This window comes from Dorea longicatena (genome assembly GCF_025150085.1).
Taxonomy (GTDB): Bacteria; Bacillota; Clostridia; order Lachnospirales; family Lachnospiraceae; genus Dorea_A; species Dorea_A longicatena.
Window position 1 is genome coordinate 2,130,613 of record NZ_CP102280.1, and the last position, 17,979, is coordinate 2,148,591.

Sequence of the window (17,979 nt, forward strand, 5' to 3'; positions counted from 1 at the left end):
CCTTTAAGTAAATTGGTTAAACGTTTTCATATTATACAGAGTTCCACGCTCCATAATCTCATATGGAAGGATCCTGTCTGTAAGCGGCATTCCCTGATCTATATATCTGATCAGCATTCCAGCTGCCTGTCTTCCCATCTCATACGCATCCTGTCTGACCGCAGTAAGTTTCGGATTCAGATATTTCGAAATGTAAATATCATCAAATCCCATGATCTTAATGTCTTCCGGAATTTTTTCCCAAGTTCTTTGCTTGGCGATATCGAGATATCTGCTGTAATATACGCCGGCTGTCTGCAGCCTTTTCCGGCAATATATGCCGCTACATCCTTCATTGCAGAAAATTTATCGATCAGAACACTTCCCATATTCTCCCTTTTCTTTATCTTTCTGTCCATAAAAACCACCGGAACCGTTATGTTTTCCAGAAGTTTTTCACTTGTTGCAGGATTGAAACTGACGTATATAATACCGTCCACCATCTTTGCTTTTAATGCATCCAAAAACTTTTCTTCCTGTATATAGTTATTATCAGTACTTCCAAATAATACGGTATAACCATGCAGAAAGGCCTCATCCTGAGCACCTTTTGCCCTCTCTGGAAATGCATTGTCAATTATATTCCGTATTTTTCCAGATCTACCCTTCCGTTTATCACTTCGACTCCATCCGCCCGAAGAAGTTCTGCCTGCACATTCTGGCCTCCAAATGCAAATGCTCCGGCCAGTTCTCCTTTTGCATTAACTACACGGAAGCATGGAATATGTTCCGGATCCGGATTCTTATGCAATGCATTGCCCACGGCTCTTGCCATCCTGGGTTCTCCTGCCATCTCTGCAATCTTCCCATAAGTTGCCACATGTCCTTTTGGAATACGCTTCACTGCTTCATAGATTCTCTTTGTCGGACTGTCCGTAACCAGATCATAGCTTTCTGCGATCATTCTTTTGATCTCTTCTTCCGGAATGGTCCCATCCAGAATGATCGTATTCCAGTGTTCTTTATTCAGATGATATCCGGCCGTCACTGACTCATACGCCGAGCGCCAGAAGTCTCTCCACTCCGGATTCACTTTGACATTCAGATTGATATAGCCTTCCCGTTCATATATCCACAGAAATGTTTTTTTACTTCCTTTAATCCGCACCAGCTGCCAGTTCGGATCACGAAATGGCTTTTCTTCATATACATTATAAAATGACATTCCGTATGCTAATGCTTCCTCTCTTGTCATCATATACTTCTTATCCCTCCTGATTTCTGCTTTCAGATTAACAGAAATCAGCATTTCTGTAAACGGTAATGCTCTGGCATTTATGCATATGAATTATTCCTGTAAGGATGACTTCATCATCTCCGTAACACTTTTCTCCGGTGCAGCACAGATAATAATGTAATAGAATGCCTTCCCCTGCCAATATCAGTACTTTTTCAGAAGTTCCTCACATATTCCAATATATTTTTCTGTATAAATACTGCCCTTTTCCCAGATAAAATCAAAATCATGCTGCATTTTAAAATCTGAAAGCCTGATTTCTTTCAATGTTCCGTTCTTAAGTTCATCCGCTACCGCAATTTTGTACATAAATGAAATTCCACAATCTCTTTTTAAAAGCCCGATAATTGTATGCATATTTTCCACTTCTGTATAGTGAAGAAAATCTTTTATCCCCATTCCCCTTGCAAGAAGTAACTCTTCTAAAATATTCCTTGTCCCGGATCCCGGTTCACGTACAAGCAGGCGCTCCTTCACCAGTTCCTGCATCGTTTCCGGAGATTTTACTTCAAATATGTGATCTCTGGCACAAACTGCTATATATTCTTCAGTACTGTAATTTTTATGTTCATAATTTTCCTTCGGATAATTCCCCTCTACAAGTGCCAGATTAATAATTCCTTCATCCAGCAATGTTAATAGCTGTGTTGTATTTCCATAATGTATGTGTACATTCATCTCCGGATGACCGATCAGAAAATCTGCTATTTTATCTACAATTGCATATTCTCCGATCGTCATTGTAACCCCTATAGAAAGAGATTCCATCTTATGGGATTCATTTCTTATCTCATTCATAATTGCCAGCTGATCATTTTTCATTGTCATCAGACGTTTTCTGAGTATCTCCCCTGCAGGCGTCAGATACAGTTGTTTATTACAATAAGAAAACAATCTGGTATTATATTCCTTTTCAAGGAAACGAATATGTTGCGAAACCGCCGGCTGTGTAATATGTAATCTTTTTGCTGCCTCTGTAAAGTTCATCGTCTCACATACCGTAAGAAATGTATCTGTTCTAAAATCCAGCATAATTTTCTTCCCTTCATTGTCAATTTGATTTTCACAAATGATTTTTATTAATTCTCTTTCATATCTGTCAATAATTTTTTATTATCGTTCAATAATATTATATAATTTTTTATTATCGTTTACCAGTGTTATAATCTCTAATTGGAAACCTGTATGAACTAACAAAAAAATGAGAAAGAGGAAAAAACATGAATTTTTTGAAAAAAAACCTAAACGGTATACTGGTTTGTTTTGTGATTGCCGTACCTTCCTGGCTTCTTGGAAAGACATTCCCAGTTGTTGGCGGCCCTGTCATCGCAATCCTTGCCGGAATGCTGATCACTTTAGTGTGGACGAACAAAGGAAAAGCCGAATCAGGAATCAAATGGACTTCTAAGATTATTCTGCAGACAGCAGTTGTCCTGCTTGGATTCGGAATGAACCTTGGCGTCATCTTACAGACCGGAAAACAGTCACTCCCGATCATCGTATGTACCATCAGTACTTCCTTGATCATCGCATGGCTGCTCCGTAAAATTATCAAAGTACCTTCTAACACTTCCATCCTGGTTGGTGTCGGTTCTTCCATCTGCGGAGGATCTGCGATCGCTGCCACCGCACCGGTCATTGATGCAGATGATACCGAAGTTGCACAGGCAATTTCCGTTATCTTCTTCTTCAACGTCATTGCAGCCGTACTTTTCCCGGTACTTGGAAGCGCACTTGGTTTTGACACAACAGGCGGTGGATCTTTCGGATTATTCGCAGGAACTGCGATCAATGATACCTCTTCCGTAACGGCTGCCGCCTCTACCTGGGACAGTATGTGGAACCTTGGAAGCGAGACACTGAATACTGCTGTTACGGTAAAGCTTACACGTACACTGGCAATTATTCCGATCACACTGGTATTATCCCTGATCCGTGCAAGATCTGCCTCAAAAGCCGGAACTGCTGATTCTTCCGCAAACAAATTCAGCCTGAAGAGAGCATTTCCTATGTTCATCTTATACTTCATCATTGCAGCTATCATCACAACAGTATGTATGAGTATGGGTGTCAGCGCTGACGTATTTGCTCCGTTAAAAGAATTATCGAAGTTCTTTATCATTATGGCTATGGCCGCAATCGGGCTTAACAGTAATGTTGTGAAGCTTATTAAATCCGGAGGAAAACCACTTCTGCTGGGTGCCTGCTGTTGGGTTGGAATTACAATTGTGAGCCTTGGAATGCAGCATGTAATGGGGATCTGGTAATTTTTTTCTACTTAATTCACTAAGCTGGCTACCCGGACTGGAATAAAAGCCGGAAAATCAAGGCTTCTGCCATAACTTTCCGGCTACACATAAAGGTTACCATCCTTTTATTGTCATTTTTCAGACCAGCGATATAATCCCCGGCTTCTCTTTACCTGTTCTGTGCAATCGCGGCATCTACCACATGTTCCAGCAAAATTGAAGTCGTCACTCCGCCGACGCCTCTTGGGACCGGTGTGATTGCCTCCACAATCTTCTCTGCTTCTTCAAAATTCACATCTCCGCAGAGCTTTCCTTCTTCATTCACATTGATTCCTACATCAATCACGATCTGTCCTTCTCGCAGATAGCTTCCATCGATCACTCCTGCTTTTCCGGCCGCTACAACTACGATATCTGCTTCCTTTACTACAGATGGCATGTCCACCGTCCTGGTATGGCAGACGGTTACGGTCGCATTCTTCTTGATCAGCATCATCGCTGCAGGTTTTCCGACTACAAGACTTCTTCCGATAACTACCACTTTCTTACCGGTACAGTCAATTCCATAATGATCCAGTACCTTCATGCAGGCACTCGGCGTACACGGTGCATATCCCATATCTTTTCCCATGAACACACCTGCCATGGAAAGATCGGTAATTCCGTCTACATCCTTTTCTACGGCCAGTGCATTCACGATCTTGTCTTCATTCAGATGCTTCGGAAGCGGTCTGAATAACAGAACTCCGTGGATTTTTTCACTTTTATTTACCTGGTCGATCGTCTTTAATACCTCTTCTTCTTCTACATCTGCAGGAAGAAGGAATTTCTCATATGCTACTCCCAGTGTCTCACAGCGTTTTGTTGCGCCTCTTTCGTATGCGATGTCATCTTCTCTTTCACCGATACGGATAATTCCAAGTGTCGGTGTAATATTCTGTGCTTTTAAAGTTTCTACTTTTGCTTTGATTTCTTCATTGATAGAAGCATTTACTTCTTTTCCTAATAGTAATTTTGCCATTTTTCCTGCTGCTTTCCTTTTATTTTGTATTTTCTCCGGACATTTCCGGTTTATCCGTCTTTATCTCACTGGATTTTACCGGATACGGCTGTTTACTTCCGCAAATATCCGGTCTGCTTTTGCTTCGTATTCTTCCCGCAGGGAATCTGCCAGATGATTGAGCTCTTCTGCTTTTCTTCTGTCTTTCATTGATTTTGTATTAATATATACATTCAGTGAAGCCCCCTGCATTGCGGATTTTAAAAGTGTTGCTCCGACTCCCGCATCACTTAATGCAATCCGGCTTCCTTTTGCAGCGAATACTTCTACCAGATCAATGCCTCTGGCACAGGTCTTCATAATCTCAATCGGAACACTACATGCCGTATTCAGCGCCTCTTCCATAATCTCTTCCTTTTTGGCAAGCTCTTCCGGCGTAGACTTCGGAAGTCCATATGCCTTACTGAGCGGCTCGAATGCTTCCGCATCCTTATCCATCAGTTCTAAAAATTCTTTTGCAATCTCATCTGCCTGTTTTTTGCATTCGATGATCTCTTCTTCTACATCTGCATAGGTCTTCTTTCCTACAGTCAGACTTCCGACCATATTACCAAGTGCGATCCCGATGGCTCCGGCTAACGCTGATGCCCCGCCGCCGCCCGGAACAGCTGCTTTACTTGCAAGGACTTCTATGAAATCTTCACAGGTCTGGGATTTAAAGTTTCTATTTGGATTTTCCATGTTGTACCTCATTTCTAAAAATCATGGGTACATTATACACTGTGAACTCTTTTACTGCAATACACTAAATTTGGGAGGGAAAATTAAAAAATTCTCCCTCCCAACTCAAAAGCTTCTTTCCAAACACATACCCTGCCGCCGACAGCTTCTTTCAAATACATGACAATTTAAAGTATTTCATTTTTCTTATCCAGGATTGCTCCGCCTGCACTGCACGCCGGGCAGATACAATATTTACCGCCGTTCGCTTTAGATGCCTTTCCGAAATCCCTAAAGCAAAAGATTTTTCATATCACTCCACTTTAAGGATTTCATTCATTTTTATATTCCCAGGACAATCTTGATCAGCAATAACGCCAACACCAGCAGGATGATCGGCTTAATGATCTTTACGCCGTTCTTCACAACCATATGTGCGCCAAGATAATGTCCGGCAATACTGAATACCGACGCCGAAAGTCCCAGCACCCAAAGAATCTTTCCTGCAAGAATAAATGTGATCAATGCCGATATATTCGATGTCAGATTGACGACCTTCACATTACCGGTTGCCTTCTCCATATCAAGCTTTCCTAATTTGGTAAATGCAAGCAGTAAAAATGTTCCGGTTCCCGGTCCGTAGAATCCATCATAGATGCCGATCACAAAAGAACATGCTGCCATGATCAGATACTGTTTTTTTCTGGTAAATCCTTCCGGTATCACCGGTTTCAGATCCTTGTCCCGCAATACACAGAATGCAACAACAGGAAGCACAAATACCAGTACCGTCTTAAGTACTTTGTCACTGATGATCAGCGCCAGGTTCGCCCCCGCAATTGAACCCACAAATGCACAGGCTACCGTACCCGGGACTAAAAATATGTCAACACATTTGCTCTTCACCAAGTGCCATGTCGACACCGCTGTTCCAGTCGCTGATGATAATTTATTTGTCGCAATCGCATGGTGTACCGGAATCCCTGCGAACATATATGCCGGTAATGAGATCAATCCGCCACCTCCGGCAATCGCATCGACAAATCCGGCAAGAAATACCATTGGACACACGATAAGGAATTCATGTAAATTCATATGTTTCTCTCCTTCATACTCTCAAATCCATAAATTAATCTATCGCATCCATATATTCATGTCAAGTTTTCAGGAGATAATTCTTATTCTGCTCTGCTTTCGGATACACGGCGATTTACATTCTTCACCAGATCCAGTACGGTATTGAGCACATAGTCTTCACCAAGCGAAGTATCGATACACATCTGATAATTACCTGAAAAGCAGATCTACATTATAAATTCTACTTCAATATCCTTATTTCCAGGAATCCTGTACTGTTCTTCCACGTCAGAGCCCCAGCTGTCGATTCCGCCTACACCACGGACCGCTCCATAGATACAAAGTACCGTTCTTCTTTCCGGCGGCAGTTCTTCCTGATGCGTTGCATTCTCAAGCTCTTCTGCAGTATAAGGAAGACATGAAAATGCAAACGTGGAATGATTGATCTCACTGCCCGCCCGGAATGTAAGTCCACTTTGTTCTATATGACGATTCCGGTTATCCAAAACCGTACTTCTCTGCACTGTCACCCACTCGGTATCCATATGCATGCCACATTCCTGCGGAACCAGATACGGTGTAACCGGAAGACCCTCTACTTCATAAATTCCGTGAATACCCCCGGCTTTTCTATCCGGATATGTCTCACCCGATAATCCTTCATAAACGAATCCGTCTGCCTTTGTCGGCATGACAAAGCGCATACCGAATGCAGGGAGCTCCGGCATTCCCTCTTTCCCGTAATAGTGCGCTCTTACTCTGACATTTCCATCAGCAAATACCAGATATGATACCTTTACCTGTGTTGACGGAACAGTTAATGTCTCATATGTAAATATAACTTCCACACGTTCCGCAGTTTCTTTATCCGAATATTTATTATTTACCGGTGCGCTCGGTTTTTCTATCTTGATTCCGTCTATCCGTACCTGGATATCCACACATTTCTGGAACATATCGGCAGTTATCCACATACCGGCTCTAAACGGGAATCCATTTCCACGATCATTGTCTGTGGTTGCTCTCCAGAATGTCGGCTTCGGTGTGCGATACAGCCATTCCTTTCCATGCTTTACCATGGATTCCAGACCGCCTGTCTGATAAGAAAAGATCAGATGAAAGTCTTCTCCGTGTACTCCAAGTGTTACATCTCCATACACAATTCCTAATTTTCCTCTATCTGCGTAATCCATAGTAATGTCTCACCTCCTGCATTGCCGGCTTTTCCGTTCTGTCCGCAAATAAAATTCCATTTCCCGAAAATTCATAATCCGATGGCCTGTCATCAAAATCACCACCATAACGCAATACATCACGTCCTGTCACTTCATCCTTCACGAACAGTGCCTGATCGATATAATCCCAGATGAAGCCTCCCTGATAATCCTCATACTGATCCAGTAATCTGATATAAGATTCCATTCCTCCCAGAGAATTTCCCATATCATGCATATATTCACATAAGATAAATGGTTTCTTCGGATTATTTTCCAGATATTCTTTTATCTTCTCCGGCGAAGCATACATCTGGCTCTCCATATCAGAAATTAAATCCTCATAAGGCCGGTTCTCTGCCACGCCCTCGTAATGCACAAGTCTGTCCGGATCTTTTTCTTTATAGTAACGGTTCATCTCCACCAGGATATCACCGGCATACGATTCATTTCCAAGTGACCAGAAGAGTACCGACACATGATTCTTAAATGATTCAAAGTTCGATACTGCCCTGTCTAATGTACATCCTCTCCAGCATCCGATACTTCCCGGAACATTCCACGACGGTTCAATCACACCTTGTTTCAGCCACGATCCATGTGTCTCCAGATTTGTCTCTGCCATCAGATAGATCCCCGCCTGATCACATCTGTAATACCATGAAATATGATCCGGATAATGACAGGTTCTGACTGCATTGATATGATTGCGTCTGATACATTCGATATCCCATTTCTCATCAGTTTCGGTAATACATCTTCCGCTTCTGGCATTCCATTCATGCCGGTTTACACCATTGATGATCAGACGTTTTCCATTCAGCAACATCTTTCTGCCTTTTAATTCTATCTTACGGAATCCAATCTGATATGGAACCACTTCTACTGTCTCGCCTTTTTCATTCTGAACTTCTATCAGAAGCTCATACAGATACGGATCTTCATTGCTCCATGCATGTACGGATTCTTCTAATTCATAACGGAACTGGATCTCATTGTTCACTGATCCTTCTACCGGAAGATTCTTCTGGATCACCGGGTTGTTCAGATTCTCCGTTTCATCCAGTAATACATGATTTTCATCACTATGGATATCTCGCAAAGAAACTTTTATTTTACCCTGGATATTATTTTCTTTCTTTTTCTGTGATAATCGGATATCCAGCTCCAGTTCTGCCTTTCCATCTTCCGGATGATACTTCGGACGGATCCACAGATCTTCAACATGAACCGCCGGTATTCCGTACAGGTTCACATCTCTGAAAATACCAAAAAACCGGAAGAAATCCTGGTCTTCCAGAAATGCCGCCGTACTGCGCTTATGTACTTCCACTGCCAGCAGATTATCTTTATCTTTTACATATGGTGTAATATCAAATTCCGAAACCGTAAAGCTGTCTTCTGCATACCCCACGAACTCTCCGTTCACCCATACATAGAATGCCTGTTCCACACCTTCAAAACTTAAGATGATCCTCTTTCCTCTCAGTCCGTCATTCAGATCAAACTTCCGGATATAAGAACCTACCGGATTATATTCGGCCTGGCTGAACATACCTTTCCCTTTTTCTTTTCCATATCCTGCCGGTCTTCTGTAAATATGTCCTTCCCACGGATACATCGTATTGATATAATGAATCTTATCGTATCCCGCCAGTTCTATATGCTGTGGCACTTTCATTTCATCAAAATTTTTACAGTTAAACCATTTCTGATAAAAATCGGCCGGACGTTCCAATGCATTCACTGAATAGTGGAACTTCCAGATTCCATTTAACGATTGTTTTAACCGCTGATCCTGCTTCTTATAATCTTCTTTATTCTCATAAAACTTATGATCACTGTGTGCATCCAGACGATTCACACGAAATACCTGCGGATCATCCAACCATCTGATGTCTGCTTTCATTTGCCTTTTGCACCTCCATTTATTTTTCTTTCTCATCTATCAGTAAACTTTTTCCAATGCAGGGGATTTAATACCCGAGTGCTTCATTTCTGTTCATCCAGAAATGAATCCCCGTCGTGGAATCCATCCATCTGTCCTCGTTAAAATCTTTGACCTCCACCCACTGTCCTTTTCTGTATACAAAATTCTCATCGACCAGCGACCAGGCTTCTTCGAATTCTTCCGTTTCATCAAAATTTTTTATCGAAAGTACCTTTGCCTTGCTGCACCGGCAAGAAGGACGTGTTGCCGAAGTCCGTTTAGCATCTGCCGGGATCAGAAGCTGTACCACTCTGTCATTCACACATTTCTTATAGCCAAGGATCGGTCCGGTCTCCGGACAGTGCATGCGGAACCACTGCGTTGCTTCGTCTGACTGAATGTCATCCAGCTTCGCGTGCTCCAATACAGCCCCGTAAAGGTTGGCTCCTTTGATGTTGCATTCCCGCATATCACATCCACGGAATGCTGCCGTCTTCATATTTGCATTCTGAAAATTTGCACCATGCAGGGAATTGCCGTCGAATAATGCATTTTCCACACTGCAGTTTTCAAAATTCACACGTTCCAGATTTACATTTTGAAAGGAACTCAATGTGAAGTCCATATTATGCAGATTCATTCCGTTTAGATCCATGTCTTTGAATTCACATTCACGAAATACCGGATGCTCTCCCGCATCTCGCGATTTCATAGCTTTCAGAAGTGTCTCTTTCGTTATCTCTTTCATAGCATTACACCCCTTCACTCCCGTATTATCTATACAATTTGCTTTTTTTACTGATAGTTTTATTATACCGCAATTCTTAACAAAAGAAATCCCCAAAATACCATATCATCCGGTATTTTGAGGATTTTATTTTCATATTAACAAATGCAATATAATGATTTTTCAGCTGTCCGCAGATTCCTAGTTCAGGAAATCTTCATCATCAAAATAGTTGATTCTCATAGCAACCTTTACATCTTTCAATGTCTCTGCTGCTTTCGCCTCAGCTACCCTGCTTCCTTCTTTCAGGATTTCGAATACTTCCGGAAGCTTCTGCTCCCATTCTTTTCTTCTTGCACGGATTGGTGCCAGCTCTTCCTGAAGAACCTTGTTCAGGAATTTCTTCACTTTGACATCACCCAGACCTCCACGCTGATAGTGTGCTTTCAGTTCATCCAGATTCTTATATTCCGGCCAGAATTCTTCGAAATATTCATCCTTGCAGAATGCATCCAGATAAATGAATACCGGATTGCCTTCTACCTGTCCAGGATCTTCCACGCGCAGGTGGTTCGGATCTGTGAACATGGACATTACTTTCTTCTTAACAACATCTTCTTCATCAGAAAGATAGATACAGTTTCCAAGTGATTTGCTCATCTTGGCCTTTCCATCGATACCCGGAAGTCTTAAGCATGACTTGTTAGATGGGAGTACGATCTCAGGCTCAGTCAGAGTCTCTCCATATACACTGTTAAACTTGTGAACAATCTCTTTACACTGCTCGATCATAGGCATCTGATCTTCTCCAACCGGAACTGTTGTCGCGCGGAATGCCGTGATATCTGCAGCCTGACTGATCGGATAGCAGAAGAAACCAACCGGGATACTTGCCTCAAAGTTTCTCTGCTGGATCTCAGCTTTTACCGTAGGATTTCTCTGTACTCTGGATACGGTTACCAGATTCATATAATAGAATGTTAACTCTGTCAGTTCCGGAACCATGGACTGAATAAAAATGTGACATTTCTCAGGATCGATTCCGCATGCCAGATAATCCAATGCTACGTTCATAATATTCTGACGTACCTTCTCCGGATGTTCGGCATTATCAGTCAATGCCTGCGCATCTGCGATCATAATATAAATCTCGTCATATTCTCCTGAATTCTGTAATTTTACACGTTCTTTCAAAGAACCTACATAATGACCAACGTGAAGACGTCCTGTCGGTCGGTCACCAGTTAAAATAATCTTGCTCATCTTACTTATCTCCTTAGCATATATTTCAATAACCTGTATGGGTATACAAATTCATTGTCTCTAATTATTTTATTATAATTCTTTCCAAAGTGAGCGTCAATACAGAAAAAATGCATCATTTTACCTTTCCTGAATTTTTATCTAAATCCTTTTGGATAAAATGATGCATAACAATTTATAAATTATGCTGCCCCTCTGCTTCCGTTCTTACACGCAGCTTCGAATTCTTTCAATTTTCTTTTTGCCTCATTGCTTAGATTCTTTGGTACATCTATCTGAACAGTCACATACTGATCTCCATATCTTCCTGCATCCTTCATAGACACGATTCCTTTACCTTTTAACCGAATCTTTGTTCCGGACTGTGTTCCCGGATTAATCTTGCACACTACCCTTCCGGTAAGCGTCTGTACAACTGCTTCACCACCTAATACTGCTGTAGTAAACGGAATCATGACAGTTGAATATACATCCATATCTTTTCGCTCAAATCCTGGTCGTTTACCAACTCTCACTTTCAGCAACAGATCTCCTGCCTTGCCTCCTGAAAGTCCAGGCATTCCTTTGCCACGCAGACGGATACTTTTTCCGTCACTGATGCCGGCAGGGATATGCACTTTCAGTGATTTTCCTGCTGCATTACTGCCCTGTGCGTCTGACAGCCGGATGACTTTATCTCCTCCAAATGCAGCCTCGTCAAATGTCACATCTATCTCAGCGGTCACATCGGAACCATCCTGACGGAAATTTCCTTCTCCGCCGAATCCATGATTTCCAAATCCATTTCCGAATCCGCTGCTTTCATAACTTCTTCCGGACGTACGTGTCCTTCCTGATCCACTATTTCCAAATCCGCCAAATCCATGGAACCCGCTTCCGCTGCCTTCCGAGAATCCGCCGCCAAATATATTCTTCAGGATATCGTCCATATCGCCGCCTTCGAAATGATATTCATGGAAGCTTCCATTCGGTCCGGTATAACTGTAAGTACCGCCGCCAGGTCCGTTTCCATAGCCATATGCTCCACTGCCGCCTGCACTGCCATCAAAAGCTGCATGGCCAAACTGATCATATAATTTCTTTTTCTCCGGATTACTCAGCACATTATAGGCTTCTGTCGCTTCCTTGAACTTTTCTTCTGCCTGTGCATTTCCGGCATTGGTATCCGGGTGGTATTTCTTGGCCAGTTTACGATATGCTCTTTTTATTGTACTCTTGTCCGCACTCCTGCTGATTCCAAGAACATCATAATAATCTCTTTTTGCCGCCATAGTTCTCCCTCCCGTCATTTATTCTATATTATTTTCTATTATCTTCATCTATGTGAACAGGATTTCGTGGAATATGTGAGCTTCTTACGTTATCCTGATTATTTTCTCTTTATGATATTGTACCCCACAGGCTTAACACCTGTGGGGTACGTTTACTCTTTTGCCATACAGGCTATACCGTCACTTATCGTTTCCCGCATCTGCCTGTCATTAACCTTCGATTGAAATGTAATGTTTCTTCTCTTCTACCGGTTTTGCTTCTGCTTTCGGAACACTGAAGGAAAGGATTCCACTTTCATATTTCGGATGTACATCCTCTACGGTTACATGTTTTCCTACATAGAAGCTTCTGCTCATGCTGCCTGCATAACGCTCTTTTCTAATGTAGTTACCTTTCTTGTCTTCCTCATCTTTGTCCAGTCCTTTGGCTGCACTGACGGTAAGTACGCCGTCTTTCAGTTCCATCTGGATCTCATCTTTCTTAAATCCCGGCAAGTCAATGTCTATCTCATATGCATTTTCTGTCTCTTTTACATCTGTCTTCATTAAGTTCTTTGCGTGTTTTCCATACAGTTCTTTGTCAACATTCGGGAATGTTGGGAATGAAAAATCGTTCATAAAGTCATCAAATAAGTTTTCTCCAAAAATACTAGGCATCATCATAAGTCATATCTCCTTCCAAATGATAAAAATTTATAATTAGCACGATCGGAGAATTCCGAGGTGTTGTTTGCTGGAACTTCGGGATTCCGGATGTTTGAATCTTGTATGAATGCTGTCGGCTTCATATCTTTGATTCTTTATCTCTCTTCCTTTGTTCTATCTGTACTATAGCACGCATTATTAGCACTGTCAATAGGTGAGTGCTAATTTTTTCAAAAAATTTGTGTACCCTTAAAATGAAAAATCTACTTCCATATTTCATCCACAACATATTCCAGGCTCCGGGTATGCAGCACTTTTTCTCCTGCCATTCCAGTAAAAATATAATCTAGCGCGGCAGTACCCATCATTGATAGTTTCTTATAATCGCATAGTTACGAAAAAGGCAAGTATCTTTTTTTGTGATACTTGCCTTTCTGAAATATTAATTTTATCAACCAGATATTCTCCATCTGCTTTACTGTCTATTCATAATTTTCTCTATTTCTTCTCATCCAACAACATCACACCTTACGCCGGATTCTTATCAATCGCACCAACAATCGGATGTGGTACATAACACTCTTCCAGATATGCAATGCCTTCTGCTGTCAGTCGAACGTTCAATGCACCTGCCGCATCATCCAGATACTGCATCTTCGTTGCACCGATGATCGGCGAAGTAACACCTTTTGCCCACTGCCATGCGATTGCGATCTGCGACATCTTACACTGATACTTTTCTGCAAGTTCGTGTACGCGGGTGACAATCTTCATATCTGCGTCTTCCATACGGTCATATTTGCCAACCGCAACTCTGTCCGTTCTTCCTCTTAAAGATTCGGATTTCCATGTCGGTCTTGCAAGGTGTCCTGCTACAAGCGGGCTATATGGCATCAGTGAGACATTCATCTGTTTACAGATAGGAATCAATTCTCTTTCATCTTCACGGTACAGTAGATTATAATGATTCTCCATTACAGACTTGCAAATGCATAGAAAAAAGCGGATCATCTACCGACAATCCACTTTCTCTCTTTCTTTACATTTCTTTACATACATCAATCCATCCACATGCCCCGGCAACGTCTTCCAGTTCTGCAATCGTAAGTCTAACTGCACTGTGGTCATTACCAGCTGCAGGATATACCGTCTCAAAACGTTTCAGAGACTCATCTAGATAAACTTTAATTCCATCTTTAATTCCAAATGGACACACACCGCCCGGGGCATGTCCGATATATTCTTCTACTTCATCGAATGGAATCATCTTCGCCTTCACATGAAACTGATCCTTATATTTACGATTATCAACCTTCGCCGTTCCCTCTGTCAAGATCAGGATTGGTTCTCCATCAACCAGAAATGACATCGTCTTTGCGATCATTCCCTGCTCTACACCGAGAGCTTCTGCTGCAAGCTGTACCGTCGCACTTGATTCTTCCAGTTCAATCACGTGATCTGCATAACCTTTTTCTTCCAGATATTTCTTTGCTCTTTCTAATGACATGATCCATATCTTCCTTCCTGCATCTATACTTTCTTTTTATTATACTACTTCTATACTGCTTCTTCATTCCTTTTTATATCGGTTAATTCACTCCACAACTCATGTTTCAGCAGGATAGCAGCTATCAATGCTGTCAGGAAATCAGAAACAGCCTGTGCTGCCAACACACCATGATATCCGATCATATGCGAAGCAATAACGATCACAATTCCATAGATCACACCCTGACGGCTGACTGATAACAAGAATGCTCCCATTGCTTTTCCCGCCGACTGGAATACACAGGTCGTAACCAGAACGACTGCCATAAACATCATTCCTGCTTGCTGAAGACGTAACATCAGCACACCCGAATCTACAATCTCCTGTGTCTTCATGAATACACGGATCAAGGGTCTTGCACCGGCGGATAAGATTACTGCCAGTATAACTGCCAGACCACATTCGAATTTATAACAGAATGCGAGAATCTCTTTCAGACGTTTCTTATTCCTTGCCCCATAATTATAACCAACCAACGGTTGACATCCGAACGCAAATCCAACCAGAATCAACGCCGCGATCATATTTACTTTCATCACGATTCCCATCGCCGCAACTTTATTGTTTCCATATACAAGCAGACTCCTGTTTGTAACAGTAACTGCAAAGCTCTGCATAAAGTTCGTGATCGATGCAGGAATTCCGATTGCCAGGATCTGTCTGAATTCTTGCATGTTAATATGCATATGTCCCGGATCAATCGACAGCTTTTTACTCTTTTTCAAATATATCCACACATAATAAGCGTCCGTCGCAATATACCCGATGATTGTTGCAATCGCGGCTCCGCCGGCTCCCATACCCAGTACCGAAATAAAAATAGGATCTAATATAATATTCACTACTGCACCAAGGACGGAACCTTCCATGGATGCTTTCGAAAATCCTTCTGACCTGAGCTGGTTGTTCGGTGTAAATGATACAATAATAAATACAGAACCCAGCACCAGATATGTATAGTACTGTGATGCATATTTGTAAGTATTTGCATCCGCTCCTAATAAATGCAGCATCGGTGCACGGAAGATCAGAAGTAATACTGTTACGATTACTCCGCAGATAATTGCTCCATAAAAACAGAAGGAACTGATGCGTTTTGCATCCTCATCTTTCCTCTGTCCGAATAATCTTGCGATCATGGAACTTCCACCCAGTCCGAAGATATCTCCAAGTGCGATCATAGCCGTGAACATCGGTGCTCCAAGTGACACACCTGCTACCAGATTCGTATTTCCCGTTCTTGCAATGAAGAATGTATCTACCATATTATAGACCAGTGAAATGACCATACTGAATACCAGCGGTAATGCCATATTAAAATATGCCTTATGTACCGGTGCTTTTTCAAAAAGTTCGTTTTCCATATATCTGTAAACCTCCACTATGATTTTATCTGAAATATTCCATTTCTTAATTATTGTTTTTTGAACTGTATCGGTTATTTTACAACAAACTTTCTGTTTTGTCACAGGAATATTTCCATATTTTATTGTATATTTTTTCATATATATCTGTATATTTCCAGCTGACCGCAGAACCCGATATCCACATTTTCATTTCTTATCCAGCTTATTATCTGTAGAATTTCTTACCGGCATCTTCTTTTGCAGCTTCTTTCAAGCGACCAACGGCAAAAAAAGCCTTGGATCCGGCACAATAATCCACCGGATTCAAAGCTTCTTATAATCTTTTATTTTTTCTGATTAATTTTCTTCTGCGATACGATCAGTCCCAGCAGAATTAACAGAGCTCCCGTCACAGATACGAACGTCATCTTCTCATGCAGTATCACCACAGATAGCACAACCGTCACATCCCATGACACCCCTTGCCACATCAGAACCGGAATCAGGAATAACATTCCGTAAAAATAGATTCTCCTGGTCACCGCTGCCGTCGGATAATCCCATTCACCGATTTTCTTGATGATTGCGGAATAGAAGCCCCAGGAAATCATAGCCGTAAATGCCAACATATCTCCCTTCATAAAAAAGGGTAGCAAAAAAGCGGGTGATGGGAATCGAACCCACGTATCCAGCTTGGAAGGCTGGTGTTCTACCATTGAACTACACCCGCATCAACAATGCTCATTTATAATAGCATGATGTTTTCTAAAATGCAAGCACTTTTTAAATTTTTTTAATTTTTTTGACACTTAACTCAATTTCACATCTACAAGACCTGCCACTACTAATTCTCCTATTTGCAATATTTTTTCAAAGTGCTACAATATGTAACCGAAAAAATATTACATCAAAGAAGGTATATGATATGTTCCAATATTATCTGATTCATTATTTTAACTTTAAGAATGCCGGAGGCTTCATGCTTGTCTCCCTGCTCTGCCTGATCGCAGTGCTTGCGATCGTTATTCTGGCAGCCAAGCTTAAGAAACACTATAAACTTAATACACAGGATCTGACGCCAAAACAGATCCGGAAGCTGAACCATATCCACAAAGTAAAAGAAATCTCGCTTATTGAAAGCTTTTATGAGATGGTATTTTCCAGTACTTCGGTACTGTTGTTCCTGTCTCTTTATTATATTATCGATGAGCGGATCCCACAGGCTGCCTTTTACTGGCAGAAATACCAGAACATTATCTTACTTTTATTTCTGGTATTTTCTGTATTTATGACAAACTGGTTCGATATCCTGTTCGTTCCGTTAACTGCAATTCCGACCAGACAAAAGGCGTCCGTGCGGCTGATCTCTGCCTTTTATATTATTCTGATCTTATTATATATCAAGTTCATCTACCATGATTCGAACTATGATTCACTGATCATGTATTTTATCACACTGGCAGTCGGCCGTTTCCTGTACTTTGATTCTACACTTGAAGATATCAAAGAAACACTGCAAGGTGTCGCAAGAAATCTGCCGCTTCTGGTACTGATGGGAAGTTATTCCGCCATCGTATGCTGGTATGGATTCCACTGTGGATTCCTGTTGACTTCCAACGGTGTGATCCTTAGTACGCTACTGGCGCATCTTTTTATGGATGTATCGATTTTTGTGCTGGATAAAACGCAGTTGGTGAAATTATTTATTTAAC

The 17,979-nt window shown here is 41.6% G+C and carries 18 protein-coding genes, 1 tRNA gene and 1 pseudogene; 2 read left to right on the top strand and 18 right to left on the bottom strand.

Going from position 1 to position 17,979, the window contains the following annotated elements:
• Positions 1 to 3: 3 nt before the first annotated feature.
• From NQ508_RS10160 to NQ508_RS10175, 4 genes are all read right to left on the bottom strand, one after another.
• The gene (locus NQ508_RS10160; protein WP_006427746.1) at positions 4 to 213 is read right to left on the bottom strand and encodes a substrate-binding domain-containing protein; all 210 of its coding nucleotides are present in this window, start codon (positions 211 to 213) and stop codon (positions 4 to 6) included.
• The gene (locus tag NQ508_RS10165) at positions 177 to 716 is read right to left on the bottom strand and encodes a substrate-binding domain-containing protein (protein ID WP_147578449.1); all 540 of its coding nucleotides are present in this window, start codon (positions 714 to 716) and stop codon (positions 177 to 179) included. The genes NQ508_RS10160 and NQ508_RS10165 overlap by 37 nt, the downstream gene beginning before the upstream one ends.
• On the bottom strand, positions 617 to 1,237 hold the full coding sequence (locus NQ508_RS10170; protein WP_022415842.1) for a methylated-DNA--[protein]-cysteine S-methyltransferase: 621 nt from the start codon (positions 1,235 to 1,237) through the stop codon (positions 617 to 619). The genes NQ508_RS10165 and NQ508_RS10170 overlap by 100 nt, the downstream gene beginning before the upstream one ends.
• Before the next feature lie 183 nt (positions 1,238 to 1,420).
• Complete coding sequence (locus NQ508_RS10175; protein WP_006427743.1) at positions 1,421 to 2,308, bottom strand: LysR family transcriptional regulator; 888 nt, start codon at positions 2,306 to 2,308, stop codon at positions 1,421 to 1,423.
• A gap of 188 nt (positions 2,309 to 2,496) precedes the next feature.
• On the opposite strand from NQ508_RS10175, the gene NQ508_RS10180 reads away from it, so the two are divergent.
• Positions 2,497 to 3,543, top strand: a complete 1,047-nt coding sequence (locus NQ508_RS10180; protein WP_006427742.1) for a YeiH family protein — start codon at positions 2,497 to 2,499, stop codon at positions 3,541 to 3,543.
• Between the two features lie 151 nt (positions 3,544 to 3,694).
• On the opposite strand, the gene NQ508_RS10185 is transcribed toward NQ508_RS10180, so the two are convergent.
• The 14 genes and pseudogenes from NQ508_RS10185 to NQ508_RS10250 all read right to left on the bottom strand — a co-directional run bounded on the left by NQ508_RS10185 (position 3,695) and on the right by NQ508_RS10250 (position 16,997).
• Positions 3,695 to 4,546, bottom strand: a complete 852-nt coding sequence (locus NQ508_RS10185) for a bifunctional 5,10-methylenetetrahydrofolate dehydrogenase/5,10-methenyltetrahydrofolate cyclohydrolase (RefSeq protein WP_006427741.1) — start codon at positions 4,544 to 4,546, stop codon at positions 3,695 to 3,697.
• A gap of 75 nt (positions 4,547 to 4,621) precedes the next feature.
• On the bottom strand, positions 4,622 to 5,266 hold the full coding sequence (locus NQ508_RS10190) for a cyclodeaminase/cyclohydrolase family protein (protein WP_006427740.1): 645 nt from the start codon (positions 5,264 to 5,266) through the stop codon (positions 4,622 to 4,624).
• Positions 5,267 to 5,587: 321 nt separating this feature from the next.
• On the bottom strand, positions 5,588 to 6,340 hold the full coding sequence (locus NQ508_RS10195) for a TSUP family transporter (RefSeq protein WP_006427739.1): 753 nt from the start codon (positions 6,338 to 6,340) through the stop codon (positions 5,588 to 5,590).
• 209 nt (positions 6,341 to 6,549) lie between these two features.
• A complete protein-coding gene (locus NQ508_RS10200; protein WP_006427737.1) occupies positions 6,550 to 7,515 on the bottom strand; it encodes a beta-galactosidase small subunit in 966 nt (321 codons plus the stop codon).
• On the bottom strand, positions 7,499 to 9,445 hold the full coding sequence (locus NQ508_RS10205; RefSeq protein ID WP_044920112.1) for a glycoside hydrolase family 2 TIM barrel-domain containing protein: 1,947 nt from the start codon (positions 9,443 to 9,445) through the stop codon (positions 7,499 to 7,501). Before NQ508_RS10205 ends, NQ508_RS10200 begins: the two co-directional genes overlap by 17 nt.
• A 67-nt stretch (positions 9,446 to 9,512) precedes the next feature.
• Positions 9,513 to 10,214 carry a pentapeptide repeat-containing protein gene (locus tag NQ508_RS10210; RefSeq protein WP_006427735.1) on the bottom strand — a complete coding sequence of 234 codons (702 nt, stop codon included), beginning with the start codon at positions 10,212 to 10,214 and terminating at the stop codon, positions 9,513 to 9,515.
• 180 nt (positions 10,215 to 10,394) lie between these two features.
• Positions 10,395 to 11,456, bottom strand: coding sequence for a tryptophan--tRNA ligase (gene trpS / locus NQ508_RS10215; RefSeq protein WP_259828682.1), 1,062 nt, complete (start codon positions 11,454 to 11,456; stop codon positions 10,395 to 10,397).
• 182 nt (positions 11,457 to 11,638) lie between these two features.
• Positions 11,639 to 12,727, bottom strand: coding sequence for a DnaJ C-terminal domain-containing protein (locus tag NQ508_RS10220; RefSeq protein ID WP_022415832.1), 1,089 nt, complete (start codon positions 12,725 to 12,727; stop codon positions 11,639 to 11,641).
• A 210-nt stretch (positions 12,728 to 12,937) separates the two neighbouring features.
• Positions 12,938 to 13,390 carry an Hsp20/alpha crystallin family protein gene (locus tag NQ508_RS10225; RefSeq protein WP_006427892.1) on the bottom strand — a complete coding sequence of 151 codons (453 nt, stop codon included), beginning with the start codon at positions 13,388 to 13,390 and terminating at the stop codon, positions 12,938 to 12,940.
• A gap of 510 nt (positions 13,391 to 13,900) precedes the next feature.
• A pseudogene (locus NQ508_RS10230) lies at positions 13,901 to 14,353 on the bottom strand (aldo/keto reductase); the annotation flags it as partial.
• A gap of 58 nt (positions 14,354 to 14,411) precedes the next feature.
• Positions 14,412 to 14,879, bottom strand: a complete 468-nt coding sequence (locus tag NQ508_RS10235; protein WP_006427895.1) for a YbaK/EbsC family protein — start codon at positions 14,877 to 14,879, stop codon at positions 14,412 to 14,414.
• 50 nt (positions 14,880 to 14,929) lie between these two features.
• Positions 14,930 to 16,285, bottom strand: a complete 1,356-nt coding sequence (locus NQ508_RS10240; protein ID WP_044920218.1) for an MATE family efflux transporter — start codon at positions 16,283 to 16,285, stop codon at positions 14,930 to 14,932.
• Positions 16,286 to 16,611: 326 nt separating this feature from the next.
• On the bottom strand, positions 16,612 to 16,896 hold the full coding sequence (locus NQ508_RS10245; protein WP_055181945.1) for a hypothetical protein: 285 nt from the start codon (positions 16,894 to 16,896) through the stop codon (positions 16,612 to 16,614).
• Positions 16,897 to 16,926: 30 nt separating this feature from the next.
• Positions 16,927 to 16,997 (bottom strand) — tRNA-Gly (locus tag NQ508_RS10250).
• Positions 16,998 to 17,192: 195 nt separating this feature from the next.
• On the opposite strand from NQ508_RS10250, the gene NQ508_RS10255 reads away from it, so the two are divergent.
• On the top strand, positions 17,193 to 17,978 hold the full coding sequence (locus tag NQ508_RS10255) for a hypothetical protein (protein WP_006427899.1): 786 nt from the start codon (positions 17,193 to 17,195) through the stop codon (positions 17,976 to 17,978).
• The last annotated feature ends 1 nt before the right edge of the window (position 17,979 follow it).

Excerpts from the sequence above, each read along its gene's own strand:
- NQ508_RS10225 (WP_006427892.1), bottom strand. The coding sequence starts at position 13,390 with ATGATGATGCCTAGTATTTTTGGAGAAAACTTATTTGATGACTTTATG.
- trpS (WP_259828682.1), bottom strand. The coding sequence starts at position 11,456 with ATGAGCAAGATTATTTTAACTGGTGACCGACCGACAGGACGTCTTCAC.
- NQ508_RS10180 (WP_006427742.1), top strand. The coding sequence starts at position 2,497 with ATGAATTTTTTGAAAAAAAACCTAAACGGTATACTGGTTTGTTTTGTG.
- NQ508_RS10210 (WP_006427735.1), bottom strand. The coding sequence starts at position 10,214 with ATGAAAGAGATAACGAAAGAGACACTTCTGAAAGCTATGAAATCGCGA.
- NQ508_RS10195 (WP_006427739.1), bottom strand. The coding sequence starts at position 6,340 with ATGAATTTACATGAATTCCTTATCGTGTGTCCAATGGTATTTCTTGCC.
- NQ508_RS10160 (WP_006427746.1), bottom strand. The coding sequence starts at position 213 with ATGGGATTTGATGATATTTACATTTCGAAATATCTGAATCCGAAACTT.
- NQ508_RS10200 (WP_006427737.1), bottom strand. The coding sequence starts at position 7,515 with ATGGATTACGCAGATAGAGGAAAATTAGGAATTGTGTATGGAGATGTA.
- NQ508_RS10220 (WP_022415832.1), bottom strand. The coding sequence starts at position 12,727 with ATGGCGGCAAAAAGAGATTATTATGATGTTCTTGGAATCAGCAGGAGT.
- NQ508_RS10255 (WP_006427899.1), top strand. The coding sequence starts at position 17,193 with ATGTTCCAATATTATCTGATTCATTATTTTAACTTTAAGAATGCCGGA.
- NQ508_RS10240 (WP_044920218.1), bottom strand. The coding sequence starts at position 16,285 with ATGGAAAACGAACTTTTTGAAAAAGCACCGGTACATAAGGCATATTTT.
- NQ508_RS10185 (WP_006427741.1), bottom strand. The coding sequence starts at position 4,546 with ATGGCAAAATTACTATTAGGAAAAGAAGTAAATGCTTCTATCAATGAA.
- NQ508_RS10170 (WP_022415842.1), bottom strand. The coding sequence starts at position 1,237 with ATGATGACAAGAGAGGAAGCATTAGCATACGGAATGTCATTTTATAAT.
- NQ508_RS10245 (WP_055181945.1), bottom strand. The coding sequence starts at position 16,896 with ATGTTGGCATTTACGGCTATGATTTCCTGGGGCTTCTATTCCGCAATC.
- NQ508_RS10235 (WP_006427895.1), bottom strand. The coding sequence starts at position 14,879 with ATGTCATTAGAAAGAGCAAAGAAATATCTGGAAGAAAAAGGTTATGCA.
- NQ508_RS10205 (WP_044920112.1), bottom strand. The coding sequence starts at position 9,445 with ATGAAAGCAGACATCAGATGGTTGGATGATCCGCAGGTATTTCGTGTG.
- NQ508_RS10175 (WP_006427743.1), bottom strand. The coding sequence starts at position 2,308 with ATGCTGGATTTTAGAACAGATACATTTCTTACGGTATGTGAGACGATG.
- NQ508_RS10190 (WP_006427740.1), bottom strand. The coding sequence starts at position 5,266 with ATGGAAAATCCAAATAGAAACTTTAAATCCCAGACCTGTGAAGATTTC.